This window comes from Parasphingorhabdus marina DSM 22363 (assembly GCF_900128895.1).
Taxonomy (GTDB): Bacteria; Pseudomonadota; Alphaproteobacteria; order Sphingomonadales; family Sphingomonadaceae; genus Parasphingorhabdus; species Parasphingorhabdus marina.
In genome coordinates this window covers 617,644-634,054 of sequence record NZ_FSQW01000002.1, presented here as the reverse complement: position 1 = coordinate 634,054, position 16,411 = coordinate 617,644, and the positions used below count along the sequence as shown (strand labels likewise).

Annotated in this window: 18 protein-coding genes; 8 read left to right on the top strand and 10 right to left on the bottom strand. The window is 56.2% G+C overall.

The genetic code is table 11. The features are described 5' to 3' along the window. Window position 1 precedes the first annotated feature (1 nt). From BUQ90_RS12790 to BUQ90_RS17710, 3 genes are read right to left on the bottom strand one after another with little or no spacing between them, the layout of a single operon-like run. Window positions 2-316: a hypothetical protein gene (locus BUQ90_RS12790; protein ID WP_074205562.1), complete on the bottom strand. Its 315-nt coding sequence runs from the start codon at window positions 314-316 to the stop codon at window positions 2-4. After that, window positions 300-761 (bottom strand): phage holin family protein, encoded by a 462-nt coding sequence (locus BUQ90_RS12785; protein WP_074205561.1) that lies wholly within the window; start codon window positions 759-761, stop codon window positions 300-302. Before BUQ90_RS12785 ends, BUQ90_RS12790 begins: the two co-directional genes overlap by 17 nt. 44 nt (window positions 762-805) lie before the next feature. After that, window positions 806-1,369 carry a hypothetical protein gene (locus BUQ90_RS17710; RefSeq protein WP_074205560.1) on the bottom strand — a complete coding sequence of 188 codons (564 nt, stop codon included), beginning with the start codon at window positions 1,367-1,369 and terminating at the stop codon, window positions 806-808. A gap of 194 nt (window positions 1,370-1,563) precedes the next feature. Between BUQ90_RS17710 and eno the strand changes: the two genes are divergently transcribed. Further along, on the top strand, window positions 1,564-2,838 hold the full coding sequence (gene eno, locus BUQ90_RS12775) for a phosphopyruvate hydratase (RefSeq protein ID WP_074205559.1): 1,275 nt from the start codon (window positions 1,564-1,566) through the stop codon (window positions 2,836-2,838). An 88-nt stretch (window positions 2,839-2,926) separates the two neighbouring features. Continuing rightward, window positions 2,927-3,238, top strand: coding sequence for an FtsB family cell division protein (locus tag BUQ90_RS12770; RefSeq protein ID WP_074205558.1), 312 nt, complete (start codon window positions 2,927-2,929; stop codon window positions 3,236-3,238). On the opposite strand, the gene BUQ90_RS17885 is transcribed toward BUQ90_RS12770, so the two are convergent. After that, entirely contained in the window at window positions 3,222-3,530 is a 309-nt protein-coding gene (locus BUQ90_RS17885; protein ID WP_239447429.1) for a hypothetical protein, read from the bottom strand. The two genes, BUQ90_RS12770 and BUQ90_RS17885, sit on opposite strands and share 17 nt — an antisense overlap. 64 nt (window positions 3,531-3,594) lie before the next feature. Here BUQ90_RS17885 and pdhA point away from each other — a divergent pair, with 64 nt between their 5' ends. Both pdhA and BUQ90_RS12760 read left to right on the top strand, forming a co-directional pair. After that, on the top strand, window positions 3,595-4,590 hold the full coding sequence (gene pdhA / locus BUQ90_RS12765; protein WP_074206410.1) for a pyruvate dehydrogenase (acetyl-transferring) E1 component subunit alpha: 996 nt from the start codon (window positions 3,595-3,597) through the stop codon (window positions 4,588-4,590). Further along, complete coding sequence (locus tag BUQ90_RS12760; RefSeq protein ID WP_074205557.1) at window positions 4,590-5,957, top strand: pyruvate dehydrogenase complex E1 component subunit beta; 1,368 nt, start codon at window positions 4,590-4,592, stop codon at window positions 5,955-5,957. Before pdhA ends, BUQ90_RS12760 begins: the two co-directional genes overlap by 1 nt. 21 nt (window positions 5,958-5,978) lie before the next feature. On the opposite strand, the gene BUQ90_RS12755 is transcribed toward BUQ90_RS12760, so the two are convergent. The 3 genes from BUQ90_RS12755 to BUQ90_RS12745 are packed head-to-tail and all read right to left on the bottom strand — an operon-like array spanning window position 5,979 to window position 9,231. Beyond that, window positions 5,979-6,677, bottom strand: a complete 699-nt coding sequence (locus BUQ90_RS12755) for a TadE/TadG family type IV pilus assembly protein (RefSeq protein ID WP_074205556.1) — start codon at window positions 6,675-6,677, stop codon at window positions 5,979-5,981. Continuing rightward, window positions 6,674-7,270, bottom strand: coding sequence for a TadE/TadG family type IV pilus assembly protein (locus tag BUQ90_RS12750; protein WP_074205555.1), 597 nt, complete (start codon window positions 7,268-7,270; stop codon window positions 6,674-6,676). The genes BUQ90_RS12755 and BUQ90_RS12750 overlap by 4 nt, the downstream gene beginning before the upstream one ends. Next, window positions 7,267-9,231 carry a TadE/TadG family type IV pilus assembly protein gene (locus BUQ90_RS12745; protein WP_084192695.1) on the bottom strand — a complete coding sequence of 655 codons (1,965 nt, stop codon included), beginning with the start codon at window positions 9,229-9,231 and terminating at the stop codon, window positions 7,267-7,269. The genes BUQ90_RS12750 and BUQ90_RS12745 overlap by 4 nt, the downstream gene beginning before the upstream one ends. A 240-nt stretch (window positions 9,232-9,471) precedes the next feature. On the opposite strand from BUQ90_RS12745, the gene BUQ90_RS12740 reads away from it, so the two are divergent. Together BUQ90_RS12740 and BUQ90_RS12735 are read left to right on the top strand one after the other, a co-directional pair. Continuing rightward, window positions 9,472-10,059, top strand: coding sequence for an isoprenoid biosynthesis enzyme family protein (locus tag BUQ90_RS12740; protein WP_204244795.1), 588 nt, complete (start codon window positions 9,472-9,474; stop codon window positions 10,057-10,059). A 28-nt stretch (window positions 10,060-10,087) separates the two neighbouring features. Beyond that, window positions 10,088-10,558, top strand: coding sequence for an EF-hand domain-containing protein (locus BUQ90_RS12735; RefSeq protein WP_143182856.1), 471 nt, complete (start codon window positions 10,088-10,090; stop codon window positions 10,556-10,558). On the opposite strand, the gene trmFO is transcribed toward BUQ90_RS12735, so the two are convergent. Both trmFO and BUQ90_RS12725 read right to left on the bottom strand, forming a co-directional pair. Further along, window positions 10,555-11,904, bottom strand: coding sequence for a methylenetetrahydrofolate--tRNA-(uracil(54)-C(5))-methyltransferase (FADH(2)-oxidizing) TrmFO (gene trmFO / locus BUQ90_RS12730; protein ID WP_074206409.1), 1,350 nt, complete (start codon window positions 11,902-11,904; stop codon window positions 10,555-10,557). The genes BUQ90_RS12735 and trmFO overlap by 4 nt on opposite strands. A gap of 207 nt (window positions 11,905-12,111) precedes the next feature. Then, window positions 12,112-12,486, bottom strand: coding sequence for a TfoX/Sxy family protein (locus tag BUQ90_RS12725; RefSeq protein WP_074206408.1), 375 nt, complete (start codon window positions 12,484-12,486; stop codon window positions 12,112-12,114). A gap of 105 nt (window positions 12,487-12,591) precedes the next feature. Between BUQ90_RS12725 and BUQ90_RS17705 the strand changes: the two genes are divergently transcribed. Further along, window positions 12,592-12,909: a hypothetical protein gene (locus BUQ90_RS17705; protein ID WP_159437105.1), complete on the top strand. Its 318-nt coding sequence runs from the start codon at window positions 12,592-12,594 to the stop codon at window positions 12,907-12,909. Next, window positions 12,906-13,571: a lysoplasmalogenase gene (locus BUQ90_RS12720; protein ID WP_074205551.1), complete on the top strand. Its 666-nt coding sequence runs from the start codon at window positions 12,906-12,908 to the stop codon at window positions 13,569-13,571. Before BUQ90_RS17705 ends, BUQ90_RS12720 begins: the two co-directional genes overlap by 4 nt. A 33-nt stretch (window positions 13,572-13,604) precedes the next feature. Here the strand turns inward: BUQ90_RS12720 and gyrA are convergent, their stop codons facing one another. Then, on the bottom strand, window positions 13,605-16,295 hold the full coding sequence (gene gyrA / locus BUQ90_RS12715; protein WP_420812025.1) for a DNA gyrase subunit A: 2,691 nt from the start codon (window positions 16,293-16,295) through the stop codon (window positions 13,605-13,607). Window positions 16,296-16,411 lie beyond the last annotated feature (116 nt).

Below are 16,411 nucleotides of genomic sequence, written 5' to 3'. Positions count from 1 at the left end.
CTTACTCCTTGGGATCGGGGGTCTGACTGGCCGAACGACCGGCAATCAGCCGGGTCAGCGGCTTGCGCAGGGTCACGAGCGCAGCTGCCGCGATCACCGATGCCGTTATGCCGGGGTTGGATTTCACGGTTTCGACAGCTGTCATCCCTGCATCCTGTGCCTTGTTCAGCGCATTGTCTTTCGCTTCCCGCATCAGGTTTTTGGGTTTCACGCGATCTTTTGTTTCGGCGATATTGTCACGCAGGTTCTCGCGCGCGGCTTTTCGCTCGATTGCGATTTCCCGCAAACTGAATATGTCGTCATTTTTCGGTGTCATCGGTCTCTTCGTCCAGCGGCAGTTTTCGCGCCCGTTTTATCGCCATTGTGATCAGGATGGTAGTCAAAAGCAATGTCGTTCCGGTGACGAGGCCTGTGGCGGCTACCGGACCGAGATAATGCGAGGCAATCAGCAGAATCCCGAGGATCATCGCAAGGATGGTGGTAATCCCAAGCGTCGCGCCGACCGTGAACAGGATCAGGACCGTGCGCGTGGCCTGCAGATTCACGGACAGCTTGGTCTTGTAATATTCCAGCTCAACCTGCGCGAGCGTGCGCGCGTCCTCGACCAGGTCGGCGAACTGGTCACGGAGCGGCTTGCGGTCGCCGGGATGACCGGCGCCGGAGTCGCCGGCGACCGTGTCGTTTTCGACCGCAACAGATTCGTCCGCAGCCGCGATGGGCTGCGGAACGTCACCCGCCGGTTCTGACTGCTCTTGCTTCAACGCATTATCCCGTCTGGAGATGGATCAGTCTGACGGTACAGGACCTAGCTGCGATCATCCATCCCTGATTTGATCAGACGTGACACGAGAAATCCGACGACAGCCGCGGCGCCGATGGCAACAGCGGGGCTTTTGCGTACGAACTGGCGCGCATCTTCAACCATTTCGTCGACATCTTTCTGGTCAAGCTTGTCCGCAAAGGTATGGACGGCATCCGCAGCCGAACGCGCATAGTCGCCATATTTTTCACCGACATTTTCGTCCAGCGTCCTGGCGCTGTCATCGATCAGCTTGCCGAGATTGCCAATCGCGTCCCCGGTGCGCTCCTTGCCCTGATTGGCAGCAGCGCGCGCTTTATCGATCGCCTTGTTCTTGAGATTGTCGGTATCGATGATTTTTGATTCAGAAGCGGCCGCGCGTGTCGCACCGGCCTTGAGCGGTGCCGACGGCTTCGGTGTCGTCTTTTTGCGAGTTGTCGATTTTCGCGCAGTGGTCGTCTTTGCGGCGGTCTTTTTGGCAGCGGTTTTCTTCGCCGCCGGCTTCCTGGTTGCAGCCTTTTTCGCTGCCGGTTTCGCGGATGCCGGCTTTTTGTCCTGTTCAGTTGCCATGTTGGTATTTCCTCTTGAAGTTTCCCTCGCCCATATAATTCAATTGATATCGCTATCGATCGAACTTCCCTTAACAGCGAGATGGGGGCTAATCATCAGAAATCAAGGGTTAAGCAGGTGGTTCCGGTTGCCACGCAGGCGCTGGCACATTAAGGGCTTGGGCTTTCATTGTCAGTTCTCCAGGAGCCTCTTTCATGACCGCCATTCTTGATATCCTCGCCCGCCAGATTCTGGACAGCCGCGGCAATCCCACAGTCGAAGTCGATATACTTCTCGAAGATGGCAGCTTCGGCCGCGCAGCGGTGCCGTCCGGCGCATCGACCGGGGCTTATGAGGCGGTTGAGCTGCGAGACGGAGATGCTGGCAAATATCTGGGCAAGGGCGTGACGAAGGCCGTCGATGCAGTAAACGGAGAAATAGCGGACCTGCTGCGCGGATTTGATGCGGAAGACCAGGAAGAACTGGACGCCGCGATGATCGCCCTGGATGGCACCGACAATAAGGCCCGTCTGGGCGCGAACGCGATCCTGGGTGTCAGCCTGGCAGCGGCCAAGGCCGCGGCGGATGCGCGGGGGTTACCGTTGTATCGTTATGTCGGCGGCGTATCGGCGCGGGTGCTGCCGGTGCCGATGATGAACATCATCAATGGCGGGGAACATGCGGACAACCCGATCGACTTCCAGGAATTCATGGTCATGCCGGTTGGTGCCGACAGTCTGACCGAAGCAGTGCGCTGGGGTGCGGAGATTTTTCACACGCTCAAAAAAGGATTGTCCGAAAAGGGCCTGGCAACGGCCGTTGGTGATGAGGGTGGTTTTGCGCCGAATCTGGGTTCGACCCGTGACGCGCTCGATTTCGTCATGGCCTCGATCGAAAAGGCCGGTTTCAAAGTCGGTGATGAAGTCGTTCTCGCGCTGGATTGCGCAGCGACCGAGTTTTTTCGCGATGGCAAATATCATATCTCGGGGGAGGGCAAGGTCCTGTCTCCGGCTGAGATGTCCGATTATCTGGCCGATCTCTGCAAGGATTATCCGATCAAGTCGATCGAAGATGGGATGTCGGAAGACGATTTTGAAGGCTGGAAGCTGCTGACCGACGCGGTCGGGGACAAGGTTCAATTGGTTGGCGATGATCTGTTTGTGACAAATCCGGCCAGATTGTCGCAGGGCATATCTGACGGGCTGGCCAACAGCCTGTTGGTGAAGGTCAACCAGATCGGCACCTTGTCGGAGACCATGGAAGCTGTGAGGATGGCGCACAACGCCTCTTACACCGCCGTCATGTCGCATCGCTCCGGTGAAACCGAAGATGCAACTATCGCGGATCTCGCCGTGGCGACCAATTGCGGACAGATCAAGACCGGCAGTCTGGCGCGTTCCGACCGGCTGGCGAAATATAATCAGCTGATCCGGATCGAGGAAGAGCTGGGCAATGTTGCCCATTATGCGGGGCGGTCCATCTTTTCCTGAGGGCATATATCCGATGTAGTGGCCGATGACCGCGATTAATTCGTTAAAATGCTTGCCAGCGAATCAATAATCTGATTCAAGGATGTCCATGGCAAAAAAGGAAAAAATTGGCAGTTTGATCAAGGCGGCTCTCGGGCCAGGCTTTGCTCTGCTGACACTTCTGGCCATTGCCGGATATGCGGTCCTGGGGCCGACCGGTATCCTTGCCTGGGGCGAGTATCAGCGCACCCTAGATGATCGCGCGCAGTTGCTCGTGACCCTGGAGGAAGAGCGTGACGCTCTGAAAAACCGGGTCGCGCTTCTGGATCCGGAAGGTGCCGATCCGGATCTGACGGGCGAGCTCATCCGCAAGGAACTGAATGTGGCTCATCCCGACGAGATTATCATCCCCCTGAAATAGGTTGCCCGTGAAACCGGTTCTCGGAATCCATCGGGATTTTGACGGCTTGACCGTCTAAACGCTTGGGAAATTCTTCCGAACTGTTTAAGGTGCCGTCGAACAGAAAACAGGAAATCGCAAGCGTGGCAAAAACTCCCCGGAAAACTTCCACCAAAGCCAGAACAACAACCAAATCAAAGTCGAAGCCTGCAGCCAGATCTGCTGCAAAAGCTCCGGCGAAACGCGCGGCAAAGGCGCCAGCGAAAACGGCTGCAAAGTCTCCCGCCAAGCGCACGCCGAAACCGCGTGCCAAGTCCCCGGCCAAGTCCCCAGCCAAGTCTCCAGCCAAGTCTGCCGCCAAACCGGCGGCCAGTCGGCTGCCTGTGCTGAAGACTCCAATCTACAAGGCCAGCAAATCCGAACTGATGGATTTTTACGAGCAGATGCTGCTCATCCGGAGATTTGAAGAAAAGGCCGGGCAGCTTTACGGCCTCGGACTGATCGGTGGCTTCTGTCACCTGTATATCGGGCAGGAAGCGGTTGTGACCGGCCTGCAGTCGGCTATCGAACCAGGCAAGGACAGCGTGATTACCGGTTATCGGGATCATGGTCACATGCTGGCCTGCGGTATTGATCCCAATATCGTTATGGCCGAACTCACGGGCCGGGCGTCAGGCATCTCCAAAGGCAAGGGGGGTTCGATGCACATGTTCTCGGTTGAGCATGGCTTCTATGGTGGTCACGGTATTGTCGGCGCACAGGTTTCGCTCGGCACAGGCCTGGCCTTTGGACATAAATACAAGGAAGACGGTGGCGTCTGTCTCGCATATTTTGGCGACGGGGCGGCCAATCAGGGGCAGGTATACGAAAGCTTCAATATGGCGGAGCTCTGGAAATTGCCGGTCATCTTTGTGATCGAGAACAACCAGTATGCGATGGGAACGAGCGTCAACCGGTCTTCGTCGGAAGATCAGCTCTACCGCCGTGGTGAGAGCTTCCGCATTCCTGGCATGCAGGTCGATGGAATGGACGTGCTCGCGGTGCGCGGTGCAGTGGAAGAGGCCCTGAAATATGTCCGTGCCGGAAAGGGGCCAGTGCTGATGGAACTGAAGACCTATCGGTATCGCGGACACAGCATGTCGGACCCGGCCAAATATCGCAGCCGTGATGAGGTCCAGGGTGTGCGCGAAAAATCGGACCCGATCGAACGCCTGAAAGCGATGCTGCTCAAGCAGGGTGTTAAGGAAGAGGAGCTGAAGGCCCTCGACAAATCCGTGCGCAAGACCGTGATGGAGGCGGCAGATTTTGCTGAAGAATCGCCCGAACCGGAATTGTCCGAACTGTATACTGACGTTCTGGTGGAGCAATATTGATGGCGATCTCCCTGAAAATGCCTGCCTTGTCCCCGACAATGGAAGAAGGAACGCTCGCGAAATGGCTGGTAAGCGAAGGTGATGAAGTCAGCTCTGGTGACATTCTCGCCGAGATCGAAACCGACAAGGCCACCATGGAGTTTGAGGCTGTTGACGAAGGCGTGATTTCGAAAATCATCGTTCCGGAAGGAACCGACAATGTTGCTGTTGGTGCCGTGATCGCAGAAATGATCGGGGAAGATGACGACGCAGATGACAATGCATCTCCTGCGCCCGAACCGGCCGCCGAACCGGAACAGCCGGCGGCAGAAGAAGCGCAAGCAGCTGCAGAAGCGCCAGCACCGGTTTCGCGCGCGAGTGATCCTGACATACCGGAAGGCACGTCCATGGTTTCGCTGACCGTGCGCGAAGCCTTGCGTGATGCGATGGCAGAAGAAATGCGGGCAGACGGCGACATCTTCGTCATGGGTGAGGAAGTTGCGGAATATCAGGGGGCCTACAAGGTCACGCAGGGACTGCTCGATGAATTTGGTCCGAAGCGGGTGATCGACACACCGATTACCGAACATGGATTTGCCGGTATTGGTGCCGGTGCGGCAATGGGCGGGCTGAAACCGATAGTCGAGTTCATGACTTTCAATTTCGCCATGCAGGCGATTGATCACATCATCAATTCTGCCGCAAAGACAAATTACATGTCCGGTGGCCAAATGCGCTGCCCGATTGTGTTTCGCGGTCCCAATGGTGCCGCGTCCCGCGTCGCGGCGCAGCACAGCCAGAATTATGGCCCCTGGTATGCCAGCGTCCCCGGCCTGATTGTCATTTCACCCTATGACGCCGCAGATGCAAAAGGCCTGCTGAAAGCTGCCATTCGCAGCCCCGATCCGGTGGTATTTCTCGAGAATGAACTGCTTTACGGCCGATCATTCGAACTGCCCGAGCTGGATGACCATGTGCTGCCGATCGGCAAGGCACGGATCATGAGGGAAGGCACGGATGTGACCATCGTCAGCTATTCGATCGGTGTAGGACTGGCTCTGGAGGCAGCGGACAAGCTGGCCGGAGACGGTATTGATGCTGAAGTTATCGACTTGCGCACGTTGCGGCCGCTGGACACTGAAACAGTGTTGCAAAGTCTCGCAAAAACCAATCGCATGGTGGTCGCCGAGGAAGGATGGCCGGCCTGTTCGATTTCCAGCGAGATTGTCAGCCTGTGCATGGAACAGGGTTTTGATGATCTCGATGCGCCGGTTATGCGGGTCACCAATGAAGATGTCCCGCTACCTTATGCGGCAAATCTCGAAAAGGCTGCCCTGATTGACAGTCCCCGGATCGTGGAAGCGGCCAAAAAGATATGCTATCGCTGAGCTAAACCCGCTTTTTCGGGGTCAGGTCGACGTATAGAGATTGCAGGTCGCAGCCGGTTCTCCGTCTGCCACCACCCCGGCGCCGAGGTTGCGGTTGTCGCGGATGTTAAACACGGCTTCGTGGCGGATGATCTTGTTCTGATAAAACAGATCACCGAACAATGGCTCATGTTCGTAGATGATTTCGACAAACATGACTGCGGTTCCGTCTGATGCCGTGACCTCATTCCCGGCTTCGCCCATTCCGGCAAAGGAAGTGCCGGTGGCACCGGTGTCTTCGGTACCATAGTCGGACTGATAATTGGCCTTCCCCTTGCACCGCTGCCAGTGGATCCACTGGCCACCGTCACCGTTGCGCTCCAGGCTCGACAGGATAACGCGTCCGCGCTCGAGGATTTCAATATCTCCGGCCTGGAGGCCGAGGCCGGTCAGCATCTGATTGACATCACTCTCATAAACGGTCCGAGAAGTGGAATTGGCGATGGCCTGACCCATGCGGGAGGCATTGTCCGACAGGTTGAGCGCAGCCTGGCTGACGCGCAGGCTGGTCAATGTCAGATTTGCGGTTTCCAGTCCGAACATGCCCAGTCCGGTAAAGATGGGCAGGGCGTAGGCAAATTCCGTCAGGGCAAGACCCGACTTGTTACGGGCCAGTCTTGTCAGAATGCCAGGTTTTTTCCGGCTTCCTGCTGCAGGCAGGGTTTTTTGACTGTCAGTCATGTGCAAATCACCTCGACGGAATTGGCAATCTGATCTCCATAAGGCTGGTTCTTCAGTACTGTGGAGGATGTGATGGTTTGCCGTTTCGACGCACCGATCATATGCCAGAACGGGAACATCCGGTCATAGCTCACGCTAACGTCATAAAGCACAACATCATTTGGCCCGCCAACGCCATCTTCGCCGATATCGGCGTCCCACGTATCGTTGCTGTTCATGTCCTCAAAGCACTCGCCGCTGTCGTAGCTGCCGTTGCCATTGGTGTCCGTAAAGCTTTCGGGCTGTCTGACATTGTTATAGTCAAAATAACTACGTCGTTGAAACGTCACCGTCGCGGCGGAATTGAGGTCCTGGACATGAGCTTCGACTTCGTCGTCAATAGCGGTCAACGCACTTGGGCCAGTCTCCAGAGCAGCCGAGCGCGCCGCATTCTGAACGGCTCCGGTCAGCGCCGAGCGCATGTAGACCGAATAGCCGAGATCAAACAGACCCATGAGCATCAACAGGAAAGTTGGCGCTACGAAGGCGAATTCGATCAGTGTTGCGCCGCTTTCATCGCGGGCCAGCTTCTTTTTGCGCAGGAACCGGATCATTGTGACAACCTCAGATCAGAGACAGATTGCGCGATCGTCGTGAATGCCGCGTTGAGCTGGCTGGCATTTGACGACGTGAACGCGCTGTTTGGCGATGCACAATTTGTCATTTCCGTGCTCAAACCGGTCGCAAAAGCGATCACCCAGACACGAATGCCCTTCGCTTTTGTGGCTTCGCAAACGGCTGAGAAACGCGAAGTATGGTTGGCAGAGGCTTGTGTTTCGTCGCCCGTGCCGACTTTTTGATCATGTCGTTCCAGACCATAAGCACTGTAATAGGTCTGGCCGATATCCAGGATGCCATCGGTCATGAATATCAAATGGCGACTGACATAGCCACCGTTGGTCGGCGTGGCATTCACATTTGCCGCGAAAATACCCGTAGGTGAGCTGAATCGGGCACCCCAGATCATGCCAATATCATGGTAGGTACCGCCATCGGCGACAAGTGAATTGGCATAGTCGGAGAATTCCGAACTGGTCATTTCCTCAAACTGCTGAGCCTCTGCAGGGCAGGCAGTCTGCGATTTACGCGTATTGGTTGTGAAACTCTGCATGGTTGTCCCGGCGTCACGGTGACGGACGACTTCCGGCCAATAGGGGCGCCACCTGGATGCATCATCGGTCGGTGCCGCATCAATGTCCAGATCCAGTGTCCCGTTCGGATCGATGCTGTCGGTGGAACCGTTATAGACGACGGTGTCACTGTCCACGGTATCGCGTTCCTCGATACAGCCGTCCCAATTTACGTTGCTGGCAAATTGGTCGCCCGGGAGAGGAGTAGACGGTCCGGTGTCGATGGATGCGATATAGGCATCGATCGGATGGTTGATCTGCTTGTGCTCCCAGCGCAGGAAGGTGGCACTGGAGTCCCATTGGTTCGATTCGATTCTCGGATTTCCAACTACGGTAGTCGTTGTATCGGTCACCACACGGCGGACACATGTGCGCCAATAGGAACTGCCCACCGCATTGCTCGGAGGCTGTGCTGTGCTGCCATTCCAGCTGTAATAGGAATAGGTCCTCGTCGTATCGACGGTTGTCGTCGTCCCATTATTGTTCGAGGTGCTCGAGCTGGTCACCGGGTTTCCGGAGGGATTCGCTGTCCACCATCCAGGTACTGACTGGTTTTGACTGAACTGTCCGGTGCACTCCGGACCATCTACACTATTGAGCGTTTCAAATGTGGTGGTGGTGTCGTTTGTAACAGTCGTTCCGGGAGGTCCGTCGACTTCCCAGATCGCTTCGCGGGATTGGTAATTGTGGTTTCCGCTGACCATATATGCCGGATCTACGGCAATGATCTGCCGGCCAACATTGACCGTACCCGTATAGGGAACCATCGCGTAGCGAATTCTGGACCCGGTTCCGTTGGCTGCGGTATCAACGATGCTGTAGAAGCTGTTCATGGCTGCACGCAGAGCTGCAATGCGAGTTGTGGTTCCGCCAGCACCATCATCGATATTGTTGGCCATCGAACCGGTACTGTCCAGCACCATGGTGATATCGGTGTTGGCGATTTCGAGAATGGCGGTACAATCGACAGCGACATCAATATCGTCATTGCCGAAGATCTTCATGACAATGGTCGGCAATTCCACCGATGCGCTTGCGGACACCTGGCTGGTTCCCGAAGGGCTGGTCGGATTGAAAGTGCGATTGGTACTGTCGAGATAGCCAACAGGGAAGTTGGCATTGAAAAACTTGTCGGTCTGGGCGCGCGCATTGCTGTCATAACTGCCTTCGCCCATCGCTTTACGACCGGCCAGCACGCCCGCGTCACAAGCCTGCTGCAAGCGGGTCTTGACCATATAGGCCCGGCTGAGATCGACACCGCTGCCGATAATTCCGGCGAGCGGAACGAGGCCGGCTGCAACCATCGCGAGTGTGTTGCCTCGCGTATTTGAGCGTAATCTGCTGAAGAATGTCTTCCGAGATTTCAGCCGTTTTGTGTCAGTCATAACCCATGGCCCCTGGTGTTGCGCACGCGATAGTCACGCGGTTAGAATTCAATTCAGCGTGTCAGATAGAGGAATAAGGGTTAGCGGCTGACCAAAGGACTTGGTTAAAGCGATCTTTACCTTGATTTTGCTGCGAAAACTGGCGACGGCGACAGGATGAATCCGGTACAGAACGAAATTGATCCCTTGCGCCGTCTGATACTGGCCTATGCGAGGGCCTCTGATCGCAACCGTTACATCGTGGCTTTCGCGCTGGATGCAAAACTCGGCGAGATTATTCGCTCGACCTCTGAACTTTTAATAGGACAAATGCGGTTAACATGGTGGCGGGATATCTTAACCAAGGATCCCGCCGAACGTCCTGCCGGTGAACCATTGCTGGAATTGCTTTCGCCGGTTGAGGCCGCAGGCCAGAATCCGGAACCGCTGATCCGGATGATCGAAGGGTGGGAGATGCTGCTCGAAGATTTTCCCTGGGAGGATCGTCAGTTTGCCAATTACGCAGAATCCCGAGGGGAAGGGTTGTTCGGGTTTTCTGCCGGTGATCAGTATCGCTTAAATGATCAACAGAAGCTGGCGGCCCAAAGCTGGACGTTTTGGGATTTCGCGCGACATTGCTCCGATGAAGGCATGCGCGAAGAAGCCTTCGCCAGATGCTGCGAATTGCATGGAAAATGGCAGGCAGTCACGTTTGACAGAAGCGGTCGACCACTTTCAATTCTCTGTCAAATCGTTGCGCGCGATGTCAGAAAAGGCGAACTGAACGCCAACATTTATACCCCGTCTGTCGCGGGAAGAATAATTTGGCATGGGCTCACTGGCCGGTAAACCCGGATTGAAAAGGAGCACAGGCGCGGTGAAAGGCGCGATAACCGGAGCAACTGCAATTCTGCTGGCAGCAGTTGCAGGCGCGCTGATGTGGTTCGGTGCTCGCAGCCAGGACAGCTGGATTCCAGAGCCTCCCCCGCCGCCGCCCGAGCCGGAGCTTTCCGTTTTGCCTGAGGCAAGCGAAGAAATGCCAGCCGAAGGCGAGCCACCGCCAGAACCGCCGAAAGCCTACAAGGCATCCCGCGAAGAACTGCGTTTCAACCGCTATGATCGCAATCGTGATGAAATCATCACGCGTCTGGAGATGATGAGTAGTCGAACCAAAGGTTTCCGGGAGTTGGACAAGGACGGAAACAATCTTTTGACTTTTGAAGAATGGGCTGCCGCCACATCCGCACGTTTTGCCGGTGCCGATGCAGACGGTGACCAGCAACTGACCCGTGCAGAATTTCGTACAACCCGGCCGAAACGTTCCCCAAAGCGGCGCTGTCGCTGTTAGGCGGGTTCGGATTCCGCCAGGGTGTGATTTTGCCATGCGGAGAAATCTTCCCGCGCCCGGTGGGTATAGGCTTCCTTGCGGAATTTCTTTTTGACCCGGACTTCCATCGGAGGAAACAGTCCGAAATTGACGTTCATGGGCTGATAGTCCGAGGCGTCCGCACCGCCCGTGATATGGGACAGCAATGCGCCGAAAGCGGTGGTTTGCGGCGGCTCGGTGAAAATCTCCCCCTTGACCTCAGCAGCGACCATGCGTCCGACCATCAGGCCGACAGCCGCACTTTCCACATATCCCTCGCATCCCGTAATCTGACCGGCAAACCGGATATGCGGGGCTTTTTTGAGGCGCAACTGGTTGTCGAGCAATTTGGGTGCATTGATAAACGTGTTCCGGTGCAATCCGCCCATGCGCGCAAATTCGGCTTTTTCAAGGCCCGGTATCGAACGTAACAGTTCGGATTGCGCGCCATATTTGAGCTTGGTCTGGAATCCGACCATGTTCCAGAGCGTGCCGAGGGCATTGTCCTGACGCAGCTGAACCACGGCATAGGCGCTTTCGCCGGTATGGGCGTTCGTCAGTCCTACCGGTTTCATGGGACCGAAACGCAACGTCTCCGGCCCTCGTGACGCCATGACTTCAATCGGCATGCAGCCTTCGAAATAGGGCGTGTCTTTTTCCCATTGCTTGAATTCGGTTTTTTCACCGTCAAGCAGTCCCTGGATAAACGCTTCATATTGGTCGCGGTTCATCGGGCAATTGATATAGTCTTTGCCATCGCCTTCTGGCCCGACCTTGTCCCATCGCGATTGCATCCAGGCGATATCCATGTTGATGCTCTCCCGATAAACGATCGGGGCGATCGCATCGAAAAAAGCCAGGCTGTCCTCGCCGGTCGCTGCTCCGATACTCTCGGCCAGCGACATGGCGGTCAACGGGCCGGTCGCGACAATCACCGGTCCCGAATCCGGCAACTGGTCCACCCGTTCGCGAACAATCTCGACCAGCGGATGTTCCGCCAGTGCCTGAGTGACGCCTTGCGAGAAATGATCGCGATCAACTGCCAGGGCGGATCCCGCCGGCAAACGCGCCTTGTCGCCTTCCCCCATGACAATGGAATTCAGCTTCCGCATCTCCTGATGGAGCAATCCGACGGCATTTTTTTCCGCGTCATCCGACCGGAAACTGTTGGAGCACACCAGTTCCGCCAGTCCATCCGTCTGGTGGGCCGGTGTCATCTCCCCGGATCCGCGCATTTCCGACAGCCGCACTTTCACGCCAGCCTCAGCCAGTTGCCATGCAGCTTCCGATCCGGCGAGTCCACCGCCAATAACATGTACCTGTGTCATGCCGGTCTTAGTGTTGTGGTAATCAAGATACGTCAAGCTTTTACCAAATATCGCTGTTTTTCCCTCAGACGAGGGCATTCTGCAATTTCTGCTGTGAGCGACAGGAGCAAATTGTCGTGCAACATCCCGGCTCTCGCCACTAAAAGAGGCGCCAAAGCGGATTTTTCGTTCGTTGAAGCTGAGGGCGTAAAGGCGAGCCGCCTCTGATCATGATTTATTCTTGCGCTTTTTCTTTGGCTTTTTTGCCCTTAGCGCCACATCAAAAGCCTTTCTCGCCCAATCCGAGAAAACATCAGGCTCATCGTAGAGTGCTTCGGGTAATTCGTAGTAGGACGCCACGTCCTGTTTTCCGTTTTTTGATTCGTAAACAAACGGCCTTTTGTCTTCTGCTTCGAAATCGGCCCGGGTGGTGTCATCGACCTTCAGGTAGAGCGTCTCGTCGGCGATAAGGCCGAACATCAGATCGCCGTCAGGCAACTTCATAAAAACGCCATCTACACCGAACATGCTCTTGGTCTTGATCCGGCCAAGCGGTTCAAATAGCTCCTGCAAAAACTCTTTGTATTCAGCGCTAACGGGCACCGAGTGCTCCCACGTCTCGAAGATGTATGATCGTCCATTCGTTCGACTGCTCTCTGCAATAACATGTGAAGTGAATTTGATCACCCAACGAATTGGGATCGGAGATTGAAGCCCGAGAACTTCATTTTCAACGAATTCTTCGGTGAGGCGAAAGTTTGTTTTCGGGATCAATCGGGCTTTGTGCAGACCAGGGATACATTGTGCAGCAACAATTTTTGGGGTTTCGTTGGGGATGTAACGTCTGCACCAGCGTTGGATTTAGTGGTTGTTAAGGTGCGACAGTTACCGTGTATCCCGGCCAAAGATGTTGTGGCGATACCAAAAAAAGCCAACGGTTGTGGTAATCAATCAATGTCAATCTGGCAGTTGATTTGCGGGCATGATAAACGGCATGAGTCAGGTAAAAAGGGGACCGATCATTGAAACGTGCGATAGTTGAATCTCGTCCCTTTCTGCTGCTCAGCCTGTTACTCGCGATCAGCTATTTTTTCGTTATGGACAGCAATGTGCCGGGCCTCTTCCTGATTTTCTGGAAAGGGGCTGGTGTGGCTTTTCTGGCGATTTATGCGTGGCGGCGTGTTGCCAGTGCGGATGGCCGCATGATTGCGGCGGTAATGGCATTTGGCGCCCTCGGGGACATGCTGATCGAGATAGACCTGATTGCCGGTGCGGTCGCTTTTCTTGTCGGACATGTGATTGCGATTGCCTTATATGCCCGGCATCGCCGCGAACAAACGGTATTCAGCCAGAAGTTGCTGGCGATCCTGCTGGTTCCGGTGACTGTATTCATTGCCTGGTCGCTGCCTTTCGACCGTGCTGAAGCGCCCGGATTCGCGGCCTATACGCTGTTCCTCGCAATCATGGCTGCCATGGCGTGGACCAGCAGTTTCCCGAGGTATCGTGTGGGGGCAGGGGCCTTGCTGTTCGTCCTGTCCGATCTGCTGATTTTCTCGCGCTCCGGGTTTTTGCAGGATTCCGTCATTCCGGCCTGGACGGTCTGGCCGCTTTATTATGTCGGCCAGTTCATGATCGTGACCGGAATTGTCCGCACGTTGCGGGCAAAGGCGCACATCTATAATCCTTGAAGATTTCCCGGCCAGGACCGGAATGACGGATGCCTAATCCTCGTTCGGATCCGCTGCCGGTTCCGCAGAGTCCTCTCCGGTCGATGCGGGGGCGGCTTCCGCCAGTTCATCGGCAACAGCCGCTTCGGCCTCGTTCTCCGGCTCTTCTTCCTCGTCGATCTTGGCAGCACCCACCACGGTTTCTCCTTCGGCGACGTCAAACAGCCGGACGCCCGAGCTGCTGCGGCCGATTACCCGCATGTCCGCAACCTTCATCCGGATCAGCTTCGCCTGATCGGTGACAAGCATGATCTGCTCTTCGTTTTTGGCCTCGAAGCTTGCCACAACCGTACCGTTGCGTTTGATATTGTCGATATTGAGGATGCCCTGGCCACCGCGACCCGACTGACGATATTCAAAGGCGCTGGAGCGCTTGCCGTAACCGTTGGCACAAACGGTAAGGATGAAATCCTCGTTTTCGGCAAATTGTGCCATCCGTTCGGCCGACAGTTCGGGCGCATTTTCGTTTTCTTTCCACGGTGCCGCCTTGAGATATTGATCCCGTTCCTCCGTGGTTGCTTCAAATCCGCGCAGGACGGACAGCGAAATGACCTCGTCATCATCTTTCAGGGCGATGCCGCGAACGCCGGTTGATGTCCGGCTCTGAAAAGACCGCACCGCATCGCCGGCAAAACGGATCGCCTTGCCGTTGCGTGTGGCGAGGAGAACATCATCGCTGTCGGTCAGCAATTCGACGCCGATCAGGTGATCATCACTGTCTTCGTCAAACTTCATGGCAAACTTGCCGTTGGAAGGCACGTTGGTGAAGCTGTCCATGCTGTTACGCCGCACACCACCTTTGGCGGTGGCGAACATGACAGACAGTTCCGACCATTCATTCTCGTCCTCGGGAAGCGGGAGGACTGTGGAAATGGCTTCGCCTTCCGCCAGTGGCAGCAGGTTGACCATCGGACGACCCTTGGTCTGTGGTCCGCCTTCGGGAAGTTTCCAGACCTTGAGGCGATAGACCTTCCCGTGATTGGAGAAGAACAGCACTGGCGTATGCGTTGAGGTCACAAACAGTTCGGTGATCGCATCCTCATCCTTTGTCGCCATGCCGGCGCGGCCCTTGCCACCCCGGCGCTGCGCCCGGAAGGTGTCGAGCGGCGTGCGCTTGATATAGCCGCCATGGGTGACGGTCACGACCATCTCGGCCCGTTCCATCAGGTCTTCGTCTTCCAGACCGTCCCAGGCCGCTGTGATTTCGCTGACCCGGGGCGTGGCGAACTCGTCGCGCACCTGTTCCAGCTCTTCGCGCATCACGGCATAGAGCTTGGCCCGGTCGGCGAGGATGGACAGATATTCCTCGATCGCGGCAGCCAGTTCCTTGAGTTCGTCGCCAATCTCTTCGCGGCCCAGCGCGGTCAGTTTTTGCAGACGGAGGTCCAGTATGGCTTTGACCTGGACGGCTGACAATTTGTAGCTCTCGCCTTCGACCTCGACATCGGTCGCTTCGACCAGTTTGATATAACCGGCGATTTCCGCGATCGGCCATTCTCTGGCGAGCAGGGTTTCCCGCGCTTCCACCGGCGTGGAAGATCCGCGGATGATGCGCACCACTTCATCCATATTGGTGACGGCAACGACCAGACCGAGCAAGACATGCGCGCGTTCACGGGCCTTGTTGAGCTCGAATTTCGTCCGCCGTGTAATGACCTCTTCGCGGAATTTGATGAAGGCCTCGATGATGTCCCGGAGGTTGAGAACCTCCGGACGTCCGCCGCGAATCGCCAGCATGTTGGCGGGAAAGCTCGACTGGGCGGGGGTGAAGCGCCACAGCTGGTTCAGCACCACATCCGGAGTGGCATCGCGCTTCAGGTCCACCACGACCCGGACGCCCTGACGGCTGGACTCGTCCCGAATGTCGGATACGCCCTCGATCCGCTTGTCCTTTGCCGCTTCGGCAATCTTTTCAACCAGTGCGGACTTGCCGACCTGGAACGGAATGGAGGTCAGTACAATGGACCGCTTGTCACCGCGGCCTTCCTCGATTTCGTGGCGGGAACGCATCATGATCGATCCCCGGCCGTCGCGATAGGCAGCGCGTGCGCCGGATTGTCCCAATATCAGCGGGGATGTCGGAAAATCCGGGCCCGGGATGATCTCGATTAGCTCATCAACAGTGATTCCGGGATTTTCGATATAAGCCAGGCACCCGGCGATGACTTCACCGAGATTGTGCGGAGGAATATTGGTCGCCATGCCCACGGCAATGCCGCCGGCGCCATTGACCAGCAGATTGGGGAAACGGGCGGGCAGGACATGCGGTTCTTCCCGGCTGCCGTCATAATTCGGGACAAAATCGACCGTATCCTTGTCGAGATCGTTGAGAAGATAGGCGGAAACCTTGTTCAGCCGGGCCTCTGTATACCGCATCGATGCCGGCATATCGGGGTCCATGGAACCGAAATTGCCCTGACCATCGATCAGCGGGACACGCATGGACCAGTCCTGGGTCATGCGGGCCAGGGCCATGTAGATCGCGCTGTCGCCATGGGGGTGATAGTTGCCCATCACGTCGCCAACGATCTTGGCAGATTTGCGATAAGGGCGTCCGGCCGTGAATCCTCCCTCCTGGGAGGCGAACAGAATCCGGCGATGGACCGGTTTCAGACCATCGCGGACATCGGGCAGCGCGCGGCTGACAATGACCGACATGGCATAGTCCATGTAACTGGATTTCATCTCGTCGACGATGTCAACAGGCTCAATGTCAGATGGTTCTGGCGGAGTGGTTTGTTCGTTCACAAACGGCCCTTTTTCTCATGATATTTTATGGTGATTCTTGTAGAGGATCGGGC

Excerpts from the sequence above, each read along its gene's own strand:
- BUQ90_RS12745 (WP_084192695.1), bottom strand. The coding sequence starts at position 9,231 with ATGACTGACACAAAACGGCTGAAATCTCGGAAGACATTCTTCAGCAGA.
- BUQ90_RS12750 (WP_074205555.1), bottom strand. The coding sequence starts at position 7,270 with ATGATCCGGTTCCTGCGCAAAAAGAAGCTGGCCCGCGATGAAAGCGGC.
- gyrA (WP_420812025.1), bottom strand. The coding sequence starts at position 16,295 with ATGAAATCCAGTTACATGGACTATGCCATGTCGGTCATTGTCAGCCGC.
- BUQ90_RS17710 (WP_074205560.1), bottom strand. The coding sequence starts at position 1,369 with ATGGCAACTGAACAGGACAAAAAGCCGGCATCCGCGAAACCGGCAGCG.
- trmFO (WP_074206409.1), bottom strand. The coding sequence starts at position 11,904 with ATGACACAGGTACATGTTATTGGCGGTGGACTCGCCGGATCGGAAGCT.
- BUQ90_RS12760 (WP_074205557.1), top strand. The coding sequence starts at position 4,590 with ATGGCGATCTCCCTGAAAATGCCTGCCTTGTCCCCGACAATGGAAGAA.
- BUQ90_RS12790 (WP_074205562.1), bottom strand. The coding sequence starts at position 316 with ATGACACCGAAAAATGACGACATATTCAGTTTGCGGGAAATCGCAATC.
- BUQ90_RS12770 (WP_074205558.1), top strand. The coding sequence starts at position 2,927 with ATGGCAAAAAAGGAAAAAATTGGCAGTTTGATCAAGGCGGCTCTCGGG.
- BUQ90_RS12755 (WP_074205556.1), bottom strand. The coding sequence starts at position 6,677 with ATGACTGACAGTCAAAAAACCCTGCCTGCAGCAGGAAGCCGGAAAAAA.
- eno (WP_074205559.1), top strand. The coding sequence starts at position 1,564 with ATGACCGCCATTCTTGATATCCTCGCCCGCCAGATTCTGGACAGCCGC.